The 17,243-nt window shown below is 65.2% G+C and carries 17 protein-coding genes and 1 tRNA gene; 8 read left to right on the forward strand and 10 right to left on the reverse strand.

Going from position 1 to position 17,243, the window contains the following annotated elements; translation table 11 throughout:
• Window positions 1-172 precede the first annotated feature (172 nt).
• Both BKH32_RS10750 and BKH32_RS10755 read right to left on the reverse strand, forming a co-directional pair.
• Complete coding sequence (locus tag BKH32_RS10750; protein WP_075250036.1) at window positions 173-1,267, reverse strand: adenosine deaminase; 1,095 nt, start codon at window positions 1,265-1,267, stop codon at window positions 173-175.
• A gap of 178 nt (window positions 1,268-1,445) precedes the next feature.
• Window positions 1,446-2,285, reverse strand: a complete 840-nt coding sequence (locus BKH32_RS10755) for a hypothetical protein (RefSeq protein ID WP_256691666.1) — start codon at window positions 2,283-2,285, stop codon at window positions 1,446-1,448.
• A gap of 479 nt (window positions 2,286-2,764) precedes the next feature.
• Here BKH32_RS10755 and BKH32_RS10760 point away from each other — a divergent pair, with 479 nt between their 5' ends.
• On the forward strand, window positions 2,765-4,012 hold the full coding sequence (locus BKH32_RS10760) for a phosphotransferase (protein ID WP_075250038.1): 1,248 nt from the start codon (window positions 2,765-2,767) through the stop codon (window positions 4,010-4,012).
• Window positions 4,013-4,130: 118 nt separating this feature from the next.
• On the opposite strand, the gene BKH32_RS10765 is transcribed toward BKH32_RS10760, so the two are convergent.
• Complete coding sequence (locus BKH32_RS10765; RefSeq protein WP_075250039.1) at window positions 4,131-5,345, reverse strand: pyridoxal phosphate-dependent aminotransferase; 1,215 nt, start codon at window positions 5,343-5,345, stop codon at window positions 4,131-4,133.
• Window positions 5,346-5,546: 201 nt separating this feature from the next.
• Between BKH32_RS10765 and BKH32_RS10770 the strand changes: the two genes are divergently transcribed.
• From BKH32_RS10770 to rplA, 5 genes are all read left to right on the forward strand, one after another.
• Window positions 5,547-5,619 (forward strand) — tRNA-Trp (locus tag BKH32_RS10770).
• Between the two features lie 96 nt (window positions 5,620-5,715).
• The gene (gene secE, locus BKH32_RS10775) at window positions 5,716-5,952 is read left to right on the forward strand and encodes a preprotein translocase subunit SecE (protein ID WP_075250040.1); all 237 of its coding nucleotides are present in this window, start codon (window positions 5,716-5,718) and stop codon (window positions 5,950-5,952) included.
• Window positions 5,953-6,087: 135 nt separating this feature from the next.
• Window positions 6,088-6,936, forward strand: coding sequence for a transcription termination/antitermination protein NusG (gene nusG / locus BKH32_RS10780; RefSeq protein WP_075250041.1), 849 nt, complete (start codon window positions 6,088-6,090; stop codon window positions 6,934-6,936).
• A gap of 259 nt (window positions 6,937-7,195) precedes the next feature.
• The gene (rplK, locus tag BKH32_RS10785; protein WP_075250042.1) at window positions 7,196-7,627 is read left to right on the forward strand and encodes a 50S ribosomal protein L11; all 432 of its coding nucleotides are present in this window, start codon (window positions 7,196-7,198) and stop codon (window positions 7,625-7,627) included.
• Between the two features lie 98 nt (window positions 7,628-7,725).
• Entirely contained in the window at window positions 7,726-8,415 is a 690-nt protein-coding gene (gene rplA, locus BKH32_RS10790) for a 50S ribosomal protein L1 (protein ID WP_075250043.1), read from the forward strand.
• A 302-nt stretch (window positions 8,416-8,717) separates the two neighbouring features.
• Here rplA and BKH32_RS10795 read toward each other — a convergent pair whose 3' ends face one another.
• Entirely contained in the window at window positions 8,718-10,382 is a 1,665-nt protein-coding gene (locus tag BKH32_RS10795) for an OmpA family protein (RefSeq protein WP_256691670.1), read from the reverse strand.
• A 571-nt stretch (window positions 10,383-10,953) separates the two neighbouring features.
• Here BKH32_RS10795 and BKH32_RS10800 point away from each other — a divergent pair.
• A complete protein-coding gene (locus BKH32_RS10800) occupies window positions 10,954-11,331 on the forward strand; it encodes a hypothetical protein (protein WP_256691671.1) in 378 nt (125 codons plus the stop codon).
• Window positions 11,332-11,579: 248 nt separating this feature from the next.
• Window positions 11,580-12,011 carry an OmpA family protein gene (locus BKH32_RS10805; protein ID WP_256691672.1) on the forward strand — a complete coding sequence of 144 codons (432 nt, stop codon included), beginning with the start codon at window positions 11,580-11,582 and terminating at the stop codon, window positions 12,009-12,011.
• Between the two features lie 19 nt (window positions 12,012-12,030).
• On the opposite strand, the gene BKH32_RS10810 is transcribed toward BKH32_RS10805, so the two are convergent.
• The 6 genes from BKH32_RS10810 to BKH32_RS13680 form a co-directional block, all read right to left on the reverse strand.
• Complete coding sequence (locus BKH32_RS10810) at window positions 12,031-12,549, reverse strand: hypothetical protein (protein ID WP_075250045.1); 519 nt, start codon at window positions 12,547-12,549, stop codon at window positions 12,031-12,033.
• The gene (locus BKH32_RS10815) at window positions 12,546-13,154 is read right to left on the reverse strand and encodes a hypothetical protein (RefSeq protein WP_075250046.1); all 609 of its coding nucleotides are present in this window, start codon (window positions 13,152-13,154) and stop codon (window positions 12,546-12,548) included. Before BKH32_RS10815 ends, BKH32_RS10810 begins: the two co-directional genes overlap by 4 nt.
• A complete protein-coding gene (locus tag BKH32_RS10820) occupies window positions 13,151-13,618 on the reverse strand; it encodes a hypothetical protein (RefSeq protein ID WP_256691673.1) in 468 nt (155 codons plus the stop codon). Before BKH32_RS10820 ends, BKH32_RS10815 begins: the two co-directional genes overlap by 4 nt.
• A gap of 206 nt (window positions 13,619-13,824) precedes the next feature.
• On the reverse strand, window positions 13,825-14,718 hold the full coding sequence (locus BKH32_RS10825) for a hypothetical protein (RefSeq protein WP_075250048.1): 894 nt from the start codon (window positions 14,716-14,718) through the stop codon (window positions 13,825-13,827).
• A gap of 917 nt (window positions 14,719-15,635) precedes the next feature.
• Window positions 15,636-16,211, reverse strand: coding sequence for a hypothetical protein (locus BKH32_RS13675; protein ID WP_143222803.1), 576 nt, complete (start codon window positions 16,209-16,211; stop codon window positions 15,636-15,638).
• A gap of 42 nt (window positions 16,212-16,253) precedes the next feature.
• Window positions 16,254-16,793: a hypothetical protein gene (locus tag BKH32_RS13680; RefSeq protein WP_143222804.1), complete on the reverse strand. Its 540-nt coding sequence runs from the start codon at window positions 16,791-16,793 to the stop codon at window positions 16,254-16,256.
• Window positions 16,794-17,243 lie beyond the last annotated feature (450 nt).

Genomic DNA, 17,243 nt, shown 5'->3' on the forward strand with positions numbered 1-17,243 from the left:
CCGTCCAGGTCGGCTTCTAGCCCGTCTCGCCAGAGCCACGGCGGCCGTAGCGTGCGGGCGGCGTGTGGTTCGTCTGGCTCGCCGCGACGCACCCTGGTCCTCGACTGCGGACGCCGCCGGCTCAGCCCGCGACCCCGGGGCGCGTCAGCGCGTCCCTGCGTGCCTGCTGCTTCTAGACCCCCGAGTGCGCAAGCGCGTGAGGCTCGAGGTCGCCGGTCTCTGAGCTGCCGGACTGCGCTTGCGGAGCCTGGTCGGGCGCCGCAAGCCAGGCGTCCACCTCGGCCAGCCAGGCCCGCTTCGTCGTCGGTGAGGCCAGGCAGGCGCGGATCGATCCGCGGGCCAGCTCGGCCACCTCGGCGTCGTCGCAGCCCAGGGCTCGGGCGATCTCGTACTGGTCGACGAGCCGGGACTGGAAGAGCAGAGGATCGTCGGCGCTCAGGGCGATCTGCGCCCCATGGCTCATGAGCGTGCGCAGGGGGACGTCGTCGGGGCTGTGATAGACGCCCAGGCTCACGTTGGAGGCGGGGCAGACCTCGAGGCTGATGCCGGAGGCGACGATCGCGTCCAGCAGGGCGGGGTCCTCGCCGGCGCGCACCCCGTGACCCAGGCGCGTGGGGCCGAGCGCGGAGACGACCTCGCGCAGGTGGTCGGGCCCTAAGAGCTCCCCTCCGTGCGGCATGGAGGCCAGGCCGCCCCGGCGGGCGATGGCGAAGGCACGCTCCCAGGAGGAGGTCTGGCCGGCGCGCTCATCGTTGGACAGACCGAAGCCGATCACCTCGCCCGGCTGGTCCCCGGCATAGCGCACCGCCAGGCGCGCGAGCGTACGGGCGTCCAGCGGGTGACGCATCCGGGAGGCCGCCACGATGACCGCCACCTCCACTCCGCTCAGGGTCGTGGCCTGCTTGGCGGCATCGAGGATGATCTCCAGGGCGGGGGTGATCCCGCCGACGAAAGGGGCGTAGCTGGTCGGGTCGACCTGGATCTCCAGGCGGCGCGAGCCCTCGGCGGCGTCATCCAGAGCGGCCTCCAGGACGATGCGGCGCATGACCTCCTCAGTGCGCACCAGGGCCCGGGCCGTGTCGTAGGCGCGCTGGAAGCGGAACCAGCCGCGTCGGTCGGCCGGGACGCGCAGAGGGTCTCCGTCCAGGAAGTTCGACGGCAGGCGCGTGCGCGCGGAGGAGGCCAGCTCGATGAGGGTCTCCAGGCGCATCGACCCCGTGAAGTGCAGGTGCAGGTGCGCCTTGGGAAGGGTGGCGAGGTCTCGCATGGGTGGATTCTTCCACGCGTGCGCACCCCGCCGGCAGCTCTCCCACGTGAGGCGGGAGGCGCCAAAGTGTCACGATTGGCGACTTTTCCGGAAGGCTCCGACAGTCTGTGACGGCAAGAGAAGGCTCGGACCTGTACAGATAGGGGAGAGGAGCCCTGCGATCCCGCCCCGACACGATCTAAAAGTCGCCCGGAGTGACATCCGGGTGGATTCCGAGGCGGTGCGCCACCGGAGAGACGATCCGGACCGTCTCGCGATCCAGTACCTGGCTGCTGGTGAGACGCAGCGGGGTGTGGCCGAGCGCGAGAGCAGCCTGATCGCGCAGGTGGTCGTGTTGCCAGTCGGAGCGGGAGGAGTGGTAGGTGTAGCCGTCTGTCTCGATGAGCAGGGCCGGACCGGCCGCTGCGGTGAGGACATGAGTGCCATTCGCAGGTCCGGGAATGATCGCTTGAGGCCTCCGGCTGAGAACCAGATCCACCTCTCCGATCCCGTCCACGTTCACCGCCGCGACGGGGTGGTATCCGGCCTGCTTCAGGTCGTAGCGGGCGATCGTCTCCAGCAGGGAGCGCGCCCCCGGGCGGGCCTGGGAGAGCAGGGAGCGCAGCGGTGCGTTGCGCGGGCCCGGCAAAGCGGATGCCAGCTGAGCGCGGGTCGTGTATCCCAGGCGCAGGGCCGCATCAAGAGCGATGAGGGCGTCGAGCTCGCCGCTGCAGCGCATGTAGCAGATGAGGGCCTGCTCGACCTCAGCCACTGGCGGCTCGGTGTCCTCGGGGAGCGACAGCCCTCTGACGCGGTGGACCACTGTGCGGCCGATCGCGTCGGGAATGCGGCTGCGTTGCGCCGGGATGGCGACATGGAGAGCGCCGGGTGATGTCCTCAGCGGGATGCCGTAGTGCTTCATCGCACGACCACAGGTCACCACGCCTCCCAGTCGGCGGCAGGTGATGACGAAGGCCTTGGTCGAGGGCAGAGCCACGACGTGACCGGGATGGGACGTCAGCGCCTTCTCTGACAGCATGCGCGTCACCGTTCTGCGCTCTGACCGGGTAAGGCTCAGTGATGCGAGTCGGGCTGCACCGTTCCTGGCCAGAAGCCGAGCGTGTAGCTCATCCTGGCGACCATCCTCAAACATATTTAAATCATGGCAAACAGTACTGAAAAGCAAAAGGTGCGGACTGGCGCTGTGGATAACTCTGGGTTCCCTGCGCTGCTGACAGTGCCCTCCGTGTCACGATTGGCGACTTTTCCGAGAGGTGCCAACGGCTCGTGGCGGAAGGGAGTGGCGTGGACCTGCGCCAATATGGGAAGGGGGTTCGGCGACCCCTTCCCGGCTCGGCCTAAAAGTCGCCCGGAGTGACAGATTCGTGCTCCTGCACATATTCCACCTCGGACACCCAGCGCATCGCCTTGGAGCGGGAGTGATCGCTTCCGCTGTTGTCGAACACCGGGGGCCGTTTTAGAGGCGAACCACCAGGTGGGTGGGGCAGACTAACTGCCATGAACCACTCGTCGGCGTCCCAGGAGCCCGAGGAGGTGGCCCTGCTGACGGGGCCGCGCGCCGCGTCCGTGCTCTCCGCCGCCCTCGCCCCTGCCGGCCAGCGTCTGGCCAGCTGGGAGGTCCACTCAGTCCACCACCGCCCCGGAGCGGGGGTGTCCGTGGGGTACACGGCTGTTGTCGTCGCACCCAACGGGCGCTCCACCACCGAGTACCTGTGTGCTACGACGGCTCGCCTGTCCAACCCGCACGCACCGGGACTGACCCGGGTGGCCCCCACCGGCGGGGACGGCCCCGCGGTCCATGTGTGGCGCCACCCGGCCGACCCCGAGCTTCCCGGTCTGGTGGTGGCCTGCACGCCCTCGCTGCTCTCGGCCCGGATCGGCACGCAGGTCAAGGCCACGATGGTGGCCTACCGGCCCACACGTCGAGCGGTCGTGCGCGCCACCTTCCCGGATGAGACCACCGCCTACGCCAAGGTCCTGCGCCCGAGCCAGGCTCCGTCCTTCGCTCAGCGCCACCGCCTGCTGACGGCCTCGGGCGTGCCTGCGCCCGAGGTCCTGCGGGAGGACCCCGATGGGCTCGTCCTGCTGTCCACCGGTCGGGGGGTGGCCCTGTCCGGCCTGTTGTCCCAGGGGATGAGCGTCTCGCGCAGCGAACGCGTCTTCAACGGCCTCATCTCACTGCTGGACGCCCTGCCGGCCAGTGCCATGCAGCTGCCGGCGCACGCCGCCTGGTCGGAGCGAGCCCGTCACTACGCGCACGCCGCCGCCACGGTCCTGCCCGAGCACGCCGCTCGCGCCCGGGCAGTGGCCGAGGGGGTCGAGCAGCTCATGGCCGCCTCCGACGCCGGTCGGCCGGTCCCGGTCCACGGTGACTTCTACGAGGCCAATGTCCTCATGGAGGGTGAGGCCGTCACCAGCCTGCTCGACGTGGACTCCCTGGGGCCCGGCTACCGGGTTGATGACCTGGCCTGCCTGCTGGGGCACGTCAGCGTGCTGGACCACCTGGCACCCGCCTCCTACCCGAAGCTGCGCCCCATCCTGGAGACCTGGACCCGCATGGCCGAACGGCAGGTGGACCCGGTCTCCCTGCGTGCTCGCTGTGCAGGTGTGGTCCTGTCCCTGGTGGCCGGCGCCCGCCGCGAGGACGGTGGGCCGTGGCGCCCCGACGCCGAGGGCCGCCTGGCCCGCGCCGAGACCTGGCTGGCGCAGGGCCGCGAGATCCAGGCCCGCCGCGGTGCCCACTGAAGCCCGCCGGTCTCACGTCGAGCCGGGCATATTTCGCGGTGCCCGACAGAATTCCTGTGGGGCTACGCGAAATATGCCCGGCTCGGTGGAGGGGGCGGAGGAAGTGGAGCCTCGGGGGTTACTCGACCTCGGCCAGCAGCTTCTGAATCCGGCCCACGCCCTCGACCAGGTCGTCATCGCCCAGCGCGTAGGACAGCCGCACGAAGCCCGAGGGACCGAAGGCCTCACCGGGAACGATGGCGACCTCGGCGTGCTCGAGGATGAGCGCGGCCAACGTGGCCGAGCTGTCGATCGTGGTGCCACGCAGCGTGCGCCCCACGAGCCCCTCGATGCTGGGGTAGGCGTAGAAGGCGCCGCGGGGCACGGGCACGGTCAGCCCCTCGATCTGCGAGAGCATCTCCACCATGGTGCGCCGGCGCCGGTCGAAGGCGGTGCGCATCTGCTCGACGGCGGTCAGGTCGCCGCTGACGGCCGCCAGCGCCGCGCGCTGCGAAACGTTGGCGACGTTGGAGGTCAGGTGCGACTGGAAGTTGGTGGCCGCCTTGATGACGTCGCTGGGGGCGATCATCCAGCCCACGCGCCATCCGGTCATGGCGTAGGTCTTGGCCACGCCGTTGAGGACGATCGTCTGCTCGGCGAGCTCGGGGACCAGTTTGACGACGTGCGCGGTCTGGGCGCCGTCGTAGAGGAGGTGCTCGTAGATCTCATCGGTGATGACCCAGATGCCGTGCTCCAGGGCCCACTGGCCGATGGCGGTGAGCTCCTCGGGCGTGTAGACCGATCCGGTCGGGTTCGACGGCGAGCACAGCAGCAGCACCTTGGTGCGCTCGGTGCGGGCGGCCTCGAGCTGGTCGACGCTCACCTTGTAGTCCTGGTCGGCCCCGGCGAAGACCTCGACCGTGGCGCCTCCGGCCAGGGCGATGGCCTCAGGGTAGGTGGTCCAGTAGGGCGCGGGCAGCAGAACCTCGTCACCGGGGTCGACGATCGCGGCGAAGGCCTGGAAGACGGCCTGCTTGCCGCCGTTGGTGACCAGGATGTCGTCGGGGGAGACCTCGTAGTCGGAGTCGCGCAGCGTCTTGGCGGCGATGGCCTCGCGCAGGACCGGCAGGCCCTTGGCGGGGGAGTACTTGTGGTTGGCCGGGTCCTTCGCGGCGGCGACGGCGGCCTCAACGATGTAGTCGGGGGTCGGGAAGTCGGGCTCTCCGGCGCCGAAGCCGATGACGGGGCGGCCGGCGGCCTTGAGGGCCTTGGCCTTGGCGTCGACGGCCAGGGTGGCGGAGGGGGCGATGGCGGACAGGCGGGCGGAAACGCGGTGCGTGGGTGCAGGTGTCACCCGACTATGGTCCCACGACCTGCAAGGCCTGTACGTCAGAAAACATGTCTGATCCGCCGGCCATGGCACCCCGGGGCGCCTCCGGGGCGTCACCTGGGTCGCGGCGAGGCGGCTTCACCCCGGCAGGCCCCGGCGTGGCGCACCCCACGGCCGGTGGTTACCGCAAAGGCCTCCTCGTATGGCAAACTAGAGCACCGCTGAAGGGCAGTGGCGCAATTGGTAGCGCACCGGTCTCCAAAACCGGCGGTTGTGGGTTCGAGTCCCGCCTGCCCTGCTGAGAACGGCGGATCTGTCGGGAGATCCCGTCGGTTTCGTCTTCTCCCCGCTGTGCGGGAACTGACCTGACCGTCGACCCTGAGGACCCAGATTCATGAGCGAGAGCGCACGCGCCGCGACAGGCAAGTCGGGCAGGAAGCGCGGCTTCTTCGGGCGCATCGCCCTGTTCATCCGCCAGGTCATTGACGAGCTGCGCAAGGTTGTCTGGCCCACCATGAACGAGCTGTGGACCTACTTCACAGTGGTGGTCGTCTTCATCATCGCCATCATGGCCTTCACCGGGGTGCTGGACTTCGCCTTCAACCGGGTCGTCATGTGGCTCTTCGCCTGACCTCCCGGTTTCCGCGGCCGCACCCTCATCGGGGATGCGCGGTTGCGCCCCTGACCATGTCTACTCCCGACGGCGCTGCTGCTTGCGCGGCCCGTTGCATCCGCTCGTCTCACGCCACTGGAAAGCAGGTACACCATGTCTGAGGATGTCTCCTCGCAGACCACCCCCGACGACGTCGAGGCCCTCGCCTCGCTCGCGGCCGACGACGCCGGTGACACCGTCGCGCCGGTTGAGGTCGCCCAGGCCGATGCGACCGACGAGGCGGCCCAGGCGCAGGCCGACGCCGCTGCTGATGAGCCGGCCGCGCCGTCCGAGGAGGCGCCCGTCGTCGACCCGCTGGCCGAGTTCCGCCGCCAGATGTCGGCCCTGCCGGGGCAGTGGTACGTGCTGCACACCTACTCCGGCTACGAGCGCCGCGTGGCCGCCGACATCATGGCCCGCGCCGAGAACTTCGAGGTCGAGGACTACATCTTCGACGCCACCGTCCCCATGGAGACGGTCATCGAGATCAAGAACGGCAACAAGAAGAAGGAAGTCTCCCGGGTACGCATCCCCGGCTACGTGTTCGTGCGCATGGACCTGGATGACCCGGAGACCTCGGACAAGGTGTGGCGCACCATCAAGGACACTCCGGCCGTCACCGGCTTCGTGGGTGACCGCTATAACCCGGTGCCGCTGACCTTCGAGGAGGCCGTCGCCCAGCTCGGCCCCACGCCCGAGGAGATCGCCGCCAAGGAGGCCGCCGCCGCGGAGGCCACGGCCCCCGAGTCCGGCTCCGGCACCCAGATCGCCACCGGCGGGCAGGTCTTCGAGGTCGCCTTCGAGGTCGGCGAGTCCGTCATCGTCACCGACGGCCCCTTCGAGTCCCTTCCGGCCACGATCGCCGAGATCCACCCCGAGACCCAGAAGCTCCAGGTGCTCATCTCCCTGTTCGGTCGCGACACCCCGGCCGAGCTCTCCTTCACCCAGGTCGCCAAGATCTGAGGCGGACCTGAGGAGAGGTCCCGACATCGGGTGTGGCCCGACGACGCGGAACAGCGTCGTCGGGCCACACCCGTCCGGGTCGCGCGAGCGGCCACGGCGCGGGAGCCGTGAATCACAGGCCGATGTCCTGTGATACCGCGCACCGGGCGCCCTGCTCGGCCCAGCAGCGGGCTACGATGAGCGCTTGTGTGTGCGCATGCACCCACGGCTGCGCGGCAGGCGTGCAGCACATCCGGACAAGTAAGAAGGACCCATTCCTATGGCCCCCAAGAAGAAGGTCGCCGGGCTGATCAAGCTCCAGATCCAGGCTGGCCAGGCCAACCCCGCTCCGCCGATCGGCCCCGCCCTGGGTGCCCACGGCGTCAACATCATGGAGTTCTGCAAGGCGTACAACGCGGCGACCGAGTCGCAGCGCGGCAACGTCATCCCCGTGGAGATCACCGTCTACGAGGACCGCTCCTTCACCTTCATCACCAAGACCCCGCCGGCCGCCGAGCTCATCAAGAAGGCCGCGGGCGTCCCCAAGGGCTCCGCCACCCCCCACAGCGTGAAGGTGGCCTCCCTGACCCAGGCTCAGGTGCGTGAGATCGCCGAGTCCAAGATGCCCGACCTCAACGTCAATGACATCGAGGCCGCCGCCAAGATCATCGCCGGTACCGCCCGCTCCATGGGCATCACCGTCGAGGCCTGAGGCATTCGCCGACCTGCCGGCTCTCTCAACTCAATCCCCATACGAAACCGTGGAAGGGCCTCGCGCGGCCCGAACACCACGACTGCAAGGAGAAGCAGATGACCAAGCGCTCCAAGGCCTACCGCGCCGCGGCTGAGAAGATCCAGTCCGGAGTCCTCTACACCCCGGCCGAGGCCGTTCACCTGGCCAAGTCCACCTCCATCACCAAGTTCGACGCCACCGTGGACGTCGTCTTCCGCCTGGGGGTCGATCCCCGCAAGGCGGACCAGATGGTCCGTGGCACCGTGTCCCTGCCGCACGGTACCGGTAAGACCGCCCGTGTCGTCGTCTTCGCCCAGGGCGAGCGCGCCGAGCAGGCCCTCGCCGCCGGCGCGGACGAGGTCGGTGGCGACGAGCTCATCGAGAAGGTCGCCAAGGGCTACACGGACTTCGACGCCGCCGTGGCCACCCCGGACCTCATGGGTAAGGTCGGTCGCCTGGGCCGCGTCCTGGGCCCCCGTGGCCTCATGCCAAACCCCCGCACCGGCACCGTGACGATGGATGTGGCCAAGGCCGTCTCCGACATCAAGGGCGGCCGTATCGAGTTCCGCGTGGACCGCGCCTCCAACCTCCACTTCATCATCGGTAAGGCCTCCTTCTCCGAGGAGCAGCTGACGGAGAACTTCCAGGCCGCCCTGGAGGAGGTCCTGCGCCTCAAGCCCTCGACCTCGAAGGGCCGCTACATCCTCAAGGCCACCATGACCACGACCATGGGCCCCGGCATCCCGATGGATGTCACCAAGGCCTGAGGCTCTTTTCCTTCACGACGGCGTCGGCCGCCTCCTCGCCTGGGAGGTGGCCGACGCCGTTCTTCGCCTGCACTCCGGCTCCGGGGCGTACGTGCAGTCCCCGGGCAGGGCCCGGGGACTGCACGAATCCTCCACGGGGGTATCTGCCCATGGTTCGAGGGATGCCGTGCTGGCTACGGTGAAGTCGTCGGTGGAGCACCGGATGGGGGCGGGAGTGGAGAAGCCGGTTGTCCCCGTCCTTGTCTCTCCCTCTCACAAGGACGGGGACAACCTCTCCGTTTCGCGGCAGGTCCGAATGCGCCTCAGCTGTTCTTGATGGGGATGTCGGTGAGGCGGTAGGCGGTGTCTGGGATGGAGTACTTGCCCTTGGCGTGGTCGAGGGTGATGGTGTCGCCGCCGGGGTCGGGCCAGACGACGCAGATGGTGGTGGTGCCGGTCTTGAGGTGGTCGCTGAGGTTGAGTTCGGTCAGAGGGAGGTGCTGCTTGTTGTAGGCATCGTTGTAGTCGGCGGGGAAGATGCGTTCGCCGTTGCTGAGGAGGGTCAGGCCGTCGCTGGCGAACTGGGTTACGAAGGCGCTGCCGTCCTCGTCGCGTTGGTTGCTCAGGGCCGTCTGGGGGTCCTGGAGCAGGGGGTGGAGTTGTGCGCCGGTGGAGCCGTCCTTGACGGTGCAGGTGACGGTGCCCAGCAGGTAGCCGCCTTTGCGGGTGACGTGGTCGAGGGTGATGGTGACCTCTCCGCTGGTGTCACCGCTCTTGGGGGTGAGGGTGACGCCCTCAGGGCCTTTGGCGACGGGGCCCTGGGGGTCGGGCAGCTTGCCGCTGCTGGGGTGAGGGGCTGTGCTGCTGGTGGGAGTGTTGGTGTTCTTGGGGGTGGTGCCGCCGGTGGGGGTCAGGGTGATCTCGACACGTCGGTTGGCAGCTCTGGCCTCGTCGGTGGTGCCCTTGATCTTGGGCTGGCTCTCGCCCTTGCCCGAGACGGTGGTCTTCCACTTGTCGAGCTTGGTGAGCTGTTCGAGGCGGGTCTTGACGGCGTTGGCTCGTTTCTCGGACAGGGTCTGGTTGTAGGCGTCGTCCTGGATGTCGTCGGTGTGGCCCACGATGGTGAGTGTGCCGCCGTCGGGGTGCTGGGCCAGCTGGCCGGCGACGGTTTTGAGCTGGGTGTCGGCTCCGGGGGTCAGGTTGGCGGAGTCGGAGTCGAAGGTGACGTCTGATGCGAGGGTGACGGTGATGTCCTTGCTGCCGGCGTGGGTGCTGGTGGAGTCGTCCAGGGCACGGGTGTAGCGCTCGATGGCGACGGGGTCGGCGAGCTCGGGGGCAGCGCGCGGGTACTTGTCGATGTCGGTTTGGGCTGTGCTCAGGTCGATCTTGGCTTTCTTGGCGTCGCCGGCGTCCAGGACGGAGACGGTGGTGAAGCCGGCCATGGGGACCATGACGGTGACGGTGTCAGTGTCGACCTTGCCGAAGGACAGGTAGGAGATAATCTCCTTGCCTGGGGTGAGTTCTAGCATTCCGCCGCTGCCGTCGACGGCGCTCCACACGCGCCCGGTGGCGGTGTCGAGCAGCTTGACCAGGTCGGCTCCTGCGCCAGGCCGAAAGATGGTTGGAGCTCCTAAGTAGCTTGAGAGGACGACCCTGTTGCGATTGTCGCTGAAGGGATGGGCGTTGACGGCGTCGATGGAGGCGTCGTCGGATGCGCGGGTGAGCTTCACGGCGATGTACGAGGTCTTATCGTCCTGGCGGATGACGGGGGAGACCTCCACGCTCACCTTGTGGCCCATGACGTGGCCGTCGAGCTTCTGCCACTGGGTGCTCCCCGCCTTAGCCGGAGCGCTGGCCGAGGCCGAACCCACGTCTGAGGCTGTGGAGCCCGACGGAGAGGCCGCCCCTGCCTTGTCCTTCGATGCCCCCGGCAGATCACAGCCTGCCAGCGCCGGCACACCCACCCCCACCAGGGCCGAGAGCGCCACAAAAGACCGACGAGACGGTGCCGAAGGAACACAAGAAGAACCAGACGATACGGGAAACACAAGAACTCCTTCATGGGTCCGTCGAAATTTCTCAACGACCGAGAGTAATCATAACGTAATCATCTCATCAAGAGGGGCTCCCCGGGTACTCCCCATGGCTCCCCGGGTACTCCCCATCGCTGCACGGGGAGTATGTGAGTCCCCTGGGGTCCCCATGGTGCCCCGGGTACAGCACGTCATTTCCCCGTGGGAGTCTCCCCATTTTTTGGCCGATGGATGCTGCATAGAGTTTCAGTGTTCCTCAGGTCGACGTGGCCTGATCGATAGCACTGGAGGTTCCATCATGATGACTGCTTCGAAGCGAGTTCTGGCTGCCGTGAGCGCCATTGGTCTGGCGGCGACTCTGGCATCCTGCCAGCTGCCAGGAGGCTCGGGGGCGAACGGGGAGGGGGCGTCGGCGTCCGCGTCCGCATCGAAATCGGCGCAGGCCGGGGGCGGCGGCCATAGTGGGGCCATTGAGTCGCATCCCACGACCGTTGACAGCAAGCCTGGAACTGTTTCCCTGAATTCCGTGTCCGGTGCGGGAACGACGGTCACCGTCATGTTCTCCGTGACGAATAATGACAAGAAGAATGACATGTGGATCTATGACTCGTTCTCCGACGGGGATGACTCGGTACCGCAGCCCAGTGGAAAGGCGAGTCCGGGAGGGAGCACGAACAACGCCGACGGCCTGACGCTCATTGAGCCGTCCTCCTCAAGCATCTACCGCGTCTCCTACGACTCCCAGGGCGGCTGCCTGTGTTCCAGTGACCTCACTGAGTACGTCAAACCTGGTCAGACGATCGCGCTTCAGGCGACCTTCACCGGCGTGCCGGCTGAGGCGAAGAACGTCACCATCACCATTCCGAATGGAGGGACCTTCAGCAACGTGGCGGTGGCCCGATGAGACGGCAGATGAATGGGGCATGGGTCAAGGGCGCCACGTCTCGCCCCCGAACCGAGGTGCTTGCCGCTGCGGTCGCGGTCGTGTGCGCGGCATCGTGGTCGGTGTCCGCCGGAGCCGCTGCCTTACCCGCAGTACCGCAAGCGGGCCACCCGTTGGCCGCTGCAAGCGACAGCGCCACAGCCGATCCGACGCCGATCGTCAGGCAGCCGGAGAGCGCAGGGCCGGGCAACCCCCGGGTGGTTCAGACCGTGGACCGAGTCGTCACGCCGGTGTCGCGTTCGAGCAGCTCGGACAGCGCGGTCACCTACTCCTCGGACGGCCAGACCACGGTGGCCTCGCTGTCCGGAGACGTCACCTTCGACGTCGACTCCTCGGCCCTGACCGACCGCGCCAAGCAGGTGCTCGACGAGATCGTCAAGCGCTGGAACGGCAAGCCTCCGGCCACGGTCACCGTGGTGGGGCACACGGACTCCGTCGCCGACGACGCTCACAACCAGACGCTCTCCGAGCAGCGGGCCAAGGCCGTCGCCGACTACCTGACCTCCAAGGTCCCGTCCCTGAACGTTCAGTCCTCCGGTAAGGGGGAGAGCGAGCCCGTGGCCTCCGAGACCAATCCGGACGGCAGCGTCAATGAGGCCGGCAAGGCCGCCAACCGTCACGTCGATGTGCGCTGGGGGTGAGGCGGGGCGCCTCGACCACTCAACGCAGCTCGATCCACTGGCCCACGGTCGAGATCTGATCGCTGGTGATCTTCGCTCCTGAGAAGTCCACGAGGCAGATCTTCGACTCCCGGCTGATGGCCCACAGTGAGCCCTTCTTCTGGTAGGGCCAGGTGGTCTGGTACTGCTGCTGTGCCAGGATGATGGAACCGTCGGTGGCAGCGGTCCGAGAGCCAATAGGCTGGTAGCCGCGAGTGACGGCCCGAGCGGCGTTCATGGCGAGGTCGAGGGCGTCGTAGCCGTCAGTTGCCTCGATGGACTGGGCCGTCATGAGGACGGCGGACTTGTCTGACGGGTCGGTCCACTTGGTGCCCCAGATGCTGGACTGCGCCACTGACCGATCCCAGCCCTTGGGAACCGCGAGAAGCAGGTCGCCGTCCTCAAGACGGTCCCAGTCCCCTTCTGGGCCCGGGTGCTTGGCCAAGGAGCAGCCGGTAAGAAGCGCTGCGGCTGTGGCCGTCGAGGCCGCTAGAAGTGTTCGTCGTCGGTGGATGGTCATTGTTGCTGCCTCGTCAGGGTCAGAGAGTTCTCGATGCCGTTGCGAAGGCCGTCATCCAGGACGGTGCTCAGAAGAGTGACGACGCCGGTCCCCACCTGTGAGGCGAGCAGCCAGGTCCATCCCAGCCAGGACGCTGCAGGACCCCAGTAGAAGGCGACCCTCTCAGTGGCGGGCTTGTCTCCACTGGCCTCCCAGGAGATCCGGCCGATCTCCGAGTAGTTCTCAAAGAGGTAGGAGCTCGTGAGACTGACGGTTTGCCTGATGCCGTCGGCGGTGGTGCTCGCGTCAATGCCGGAGAGCAGGACCCGCTGCTCGAAGCTGGTGTCGTTGGTCTGTTGGTCGTAGGAGACGGCATACGGGGGCCACCCGCTGCGCCGGGTGGGGCCCTTGAGGGAGGACAGCAGACTGACAGAGATGCCGGAGAAGTTAATGCTCGTCCAGTCCTGGGGAGCATCCTGTGGACTCTTGGACGGGGCTTGCGGCTGCTTCACGTCGTCGACAGAGGTCATGTCTGAAACGGGTGTTTTCTCAGGAGACTTGCTGCATGAGGCGACCGCGCTCAGGGAGGCGATACCGCCGGCGGCCATGAGGAGGCGGCGCTTCATGAGGCGCTCACCGCCACTGACGTGAGGACGGACGACATGCGGCGAAGGCTCTCCTTGTTCTTGGGGTCCGCGAAGACGTAGACGCCGTAGCTCTCCCCGCCGGGGCCGTCAACGATGATTCCGGCGCAGGTGATGGGAACCTCGGAGGTCTTACGGTCCTGCAGCCATGGCGGGATCGCCGTGGTCTTCCAGTCCATCCGGTTCCCGCCGGATCCGCCAGGAACTTTCACGGGGGTGACCGTTGGCTGGATGGACTGGGCGGTCAGCGCCTGCTGCTCCGCGGTCAGGATGCTTGCCGCGGGCTTGGCGCCGGCGGCGTAGTACTCGACAGCAACCGTCAGAGGAATGCTGCCTCTGCTGTCGTAGTAGGTCTGCTGCATGCCGTCGTCGTAGGTCGTGGTGGTTCCAGTGACGGCGTCCCCGGGTACCTGGATGACGAGGTTCCCAGTTGGGAGAAGGGTCATCATGCTGTCCGACGCCGTCGCACCGGAGTCTTTCGACGCCGATGGCTGGGATGCGGATGCTGCAGCCGAGGCGGTGCTGGAGTCTGAGGCGCCTCGGTGGCCGCAGGCACACAGGGCGAGTACGGCCATCGCTGCCGCCACAGCTCTTACAGGAGTCTTCATACGCTGTCCTTGCGTTGTCGTCAGGCGTCCACAAGAGGAACCGGCTAGTGGGTGTGGCTCGCCAGCTGTTTGCGGTCCTTGGTGAGCTTGTCAGTGCTCCAGCTCCCGGAGAGGGCGTCAAAGCCGCCGTTGTCAGTGATCGCCGTGCCGTTGACAACGACCTGCTTGGTGCTCGCCTTGGTAGCAAGGACGGTGGCGAATGTGCCACTGGCAGAGGAGCCCAACGGATCACCTACGGACAAAGAGGCCGCGGGGATGTTGACGGCGCCCGACGAGAGCAGGACGGAAGTGGCGTAGTCGTTGGCGAGATCGCGGTCCGATCCACTGAGTGCTGAGACGTCAAGTGTCGTGGTGACCACCGTCGTGACTGCCGTGCCCGCGGCGACTCCGGAGATGCCGCCGTTAGCGGATCCCTCGGTGACATGGGTGAAGGTCATCTTGTCGAGGTCGCCGCCGGTGTCGTAGGAGAGAACGAGGCTGCCCAGGCTGATGCGCTGCCCCTTCGGGGGCGAGACGATACCGAAGCTGTTCCATGCCGAGTCGACTTCCTGACTGTGCTCCGGGACAGGGACGTCGGCCTTGTAGGAGAGCGTATGGCTGACGGCACCGGTTCCATCGGGCTCAGCGGAGGTTGCTCGCCGGTACGTGACGCTGCCGCCGATGGTCAGAACCGGATACGTGACCGAGGACTGGGAAGCCGCTGTGCTGCCGGAGGCCTTGCCCGACGCCGTCGTGCCGACTGTCAGCCGGCCCGGCGACGACTCGACCGTGGAGTCGGGTTGAGGTGCCGCAGAAGGGTGAGAATGCTTGGCCCGACCGGCCCCCGTGTTCTCCGCCTGCTTGGTGACCTCCGGGGATGAGGGAGACGGGCAGGAGCGCTGGTTGGCGCACTGAGACGTTGCTCGCTTGGCCCGTGCGTTGGCGACTTGCGCGGTCACTGGGTTGGTTCCGGAACCTTCCGCGCTGTATCCGCTGGTCAGTGACCGTGTAGTGCTGACGGCCTGCTTCGCCCCTGAGCCTGGGGCTGCGGCAGCGGGCTGAATGGTGCTGACTGAGATACCGACGAAGAGTGTGAGGACGACTGTCCTTGCCAGTCGGGGAATCTGGGAACGGCAGCGCACGGAGTGCGTCCTTTCGATGAGGCGACAGGTGCAGAGCGGTGTCGTCGGGGTCGATACCGTTATCTGACTGAGACTCTACGGGTAGACGCGTGCTGTTGCCAATATGGAATTGGTCCAGGGCAGGGCCGTTCCGATGCTGAGTGAGGGCGGCTGCCATAGGGATGAGTGAGCTACTCGTTGGAACTGTGTGAGAGTGCTGCGAGGATGATCACCGGGGGTGCTGGCCGATCCGGTGCCGTCCAGGGTACGTCCATCAGTGAGATGACAAGCCGGGAATCGCCGCGAGGATTCAGCCTGTCCGAACATGAGACGGGCGATGCCTGGCTTAGTGTCATTTTCCGCGTCGAATGATCCACCCAACAACAGTGCCGAACGACGAAGTCGCGAGTCCGAGGGCTATGACTTGGGCGACATAAAATTCGCGGTTGGGGATACCGGAAGGGATCATGAAAGTCGACCCGATACAGAGAAGCGTCGGGACGGGAAACGAGAATGTAAAGCACGTCACGAACCTCTTGGTCAGCCAACGAGGGATCAGGAAAGTGCTAAGAAATGCGGTGCTCCAAGGTGCCATAAGTGCCAGAATGTCGGCGCCACTAATGCCCAAGACTCTGATGATGGAGTCGTTCAGGAACGAAAATATGACGCATAACAGTAGGAAATATCCGGCACTTAGTGCCCAGGTTATTAACAAAGATCGAAAAGTGCTTCGATTCTGTGGCGTACTGTGAATGTTAGTCATGATTAACTTCGATTCCTGTTGCGAACGTCTTCAAAAGCTCTTCCGTGATTCCGGGTCCCGTCAGGCCAATGATCGCAACTTCTGATTTCCCCTCATCCTGTGCAACAAAAACATGGTCAGAGACTTTAGTTGAGTCATCTTCCTCTCGGTAGTCCATGCGCCACAACTGGTCGGGAGTGCCTTTAATCTGATACGGAGAATTATTGATCCCGATCGCAGTTCCTCCGCCAAATACGGCGGTTTCAGACAGAAGGACTGCTAGTTTTCTTGTGTCGTTTTTCGGAGGATTATGTATTGCTGAATCCACGCCATGTGACATGACTAGTGCTCGACAGGTGGTCGAACTATCGCGAAACTCTGAGGTGTCTTGCATGACCCAATCCCAACCAAATAAAATGGCGTCGTCCGGAATATTCACTTGTTTCCAGTTCTCAGGAACGTAGAACGATGAGTGTCCGGCGGTTTCCCGCTTCCATCCTTTCGGTGCTTGAGAGTGAAAAATGCACCCTCCAAGCGCTAATGAAGCCGCCGCAACCGAAGTGCACGCAATGAAGTCTCGACGCCGCATAGCTTCCTCCTTTTTGTGCTTGTACCGTTGAAATAGCTGGCTCTACTTCGTGCACCAGTCTACCACCTTTCTTGGACGACCTGCGCCAGATGAAGGAGTGCTACCGAGATAAGTTTGCTGCGCAATCTTTGAGTCCTCATTTCCGATGTTCATTTGAGCGCCGAGTTTGAGTCCAGCGGCCACCTCTCCGCCAATAGAGATATCATTCCCATCAACATTGTAGATAGAATCAGTGCTGACAGCCTGTTCGTACAACAGTTGCTGCATTGGGTCGTCTGGTACTGGCGAGTCTGGGGTAAGCACGTTTGGTGGGATCGTCAGCGTCGTGGTCCCGGAATGAGGGTCTGTCACATAGGCTTGCGAAAGCCATTCGTTTACAATGGCGCGATTTTCGTCAGTGACCTTTAGTTTCGTGGTTGTAACGTGTATTTTCTTGTCGGTTGAGCTTGCAGAACCAGAACCAGTTGTGTTGCCATTGCCCTTCACTGGACCATTTGTCGTGTTCCAGGTTACATCTCCTGAAGTCTGTTGCGTGAACGTAATTTCAGTGAGTTTGCCGTTCTTATCGTAGGTGGTAGACATTCCTCCTTCGTAACTTCCTGTTCCTGACAGCCCCCAAAAAAAAGCATTTGCGCCTCCGCTGATAGATCCGGAATATTTTACCGTGTCCGTATGCTCACCTTCATGGCCTTTGCGATTGTCTTTCTGGCTAGTATAGTTTTTGTCCGCCTGAGCCTTTGCGTATATACCCGTATTGAGGTTGACTGACTTCTTTCCATCTCCGTCTGTTCCGGCGCGAAGTCCGGCGTCAGCTTTAACTTTTGTGGAGATGCCTCCGGAAATGCTTGACTTATCCGCCTTTCGAGGAGGGTCGATAAATCCGTCAGTTAAAGCAAGGAGGCTTATTCACAGCATCCGTCAAAGGTGCTGTGACCTGCGCAGATGCCGGCGCAGGCTAGCCCTGTGAATAAGCCTCAAGGTATATAACATAGGATTGGGAATTGTCTGAACTAACCTCGAGTTTTCATCGTT

This window comes from Actinomyces oris (genome assembly GCF_001929375.1).
Classification (GTDB): Bacteria; Actinomycetota; Actinomycetes; order Actinomycetales; family Actinomycetaceae; genus Actinomyces; species Actinomyces oris_B.

What these genes read in the sequence shown, in the direction of transcription:
- BKH32_RS13675 (WP_143222803.1), bottom strand. Translation starts at nt 16,211, where the DNA reads ATGCGGCGTCGAGACTTCATTGCGTGCACTTCGGTTGCGGCGGCTTCA.
- BKH32_RS10750 (WP_075250036.1), bottom strand. Translation starts at nt 1,267, where the DNA reads ATGCGAGACCTCGCCACCCTTCCCAAGGCGCACCTGCACCTGCACTTC.
- secE (WP_075250040.1), top strand. Translation starts at nt 5,716, where the DNA reads ATGAGCGAGAGCGCACGCGCCGCGACAGGCAAGTCGGGCAGGAAGCGC.
- BKH32_RS13680 (WP_143222804.1), bottom strand. Translation starts at nt 16,793, where the DNA reads ATGTCTACCACCTACGATAAGAACGGCAAACTCACTGAAATTACGTTC.
- rplA (WP_075250043.1), top strand. Translation starts at nt 7,726, where the DNA reads ATGACCAAGCGCTCCAAGGCCTACCGCGCCGCGGCTGAGAAGATCCAG.
- BKH32_RS10815 (WP_075250046.1), bottom strand. Translation starts at nt 13,154, where the DNA reads ATGAAGCGCCGCCTCCTCATGGCCGCCGGCGGTATCGCCTCCCTGAGC.
- nusG (WP_075250041.1), top strand. Translation starts at nt 6,088, where the DNA reads ATGTCTGAGGATGTCTCCTCGCAGACCACCCCCGACGACGTCGAGGCC.
- BKH32_RS10810 (WP_075250045.1), bottom strand. Translation starts at nt 12,549, where the DNA reads ATGACCATCCACCGACGACGAACACTTCTAGCGGCCTCGACGGCCACA.
- BKH32_RS10760 (WP_075250038.1), top strand. Translation starts at nt 2,765, where the DNA reads ATGAACCACTCGTCGGCGTCCCAGGAGCCCGAGGAGGTGGCCCTGCTG.
- rplK (WP_075250042.1), top strand. Translation starts at nt 7,196, where the DNA reads ATGGCCCCCAAGAAGAAGGTCGCCGGGCTGATCAAGCTCCAGATCCAG.
- BKH32_RS10755 (WP_256691666.1), bottom strand. Translation starts at nt 2,285, where the DNA reads ATGCTGTCAGAGAAGGCGCTGACGTCCCATCCCGGTCACGTCGTGGCT.
- BKH32_RS10820 (WP_256691673.1), bottom strand. Translation starts at nt 13,618, where the DNA reads ATGACCCTTCTCCCAACTGGGAACCTCGTCATCCAGGTACCCGGGGAC.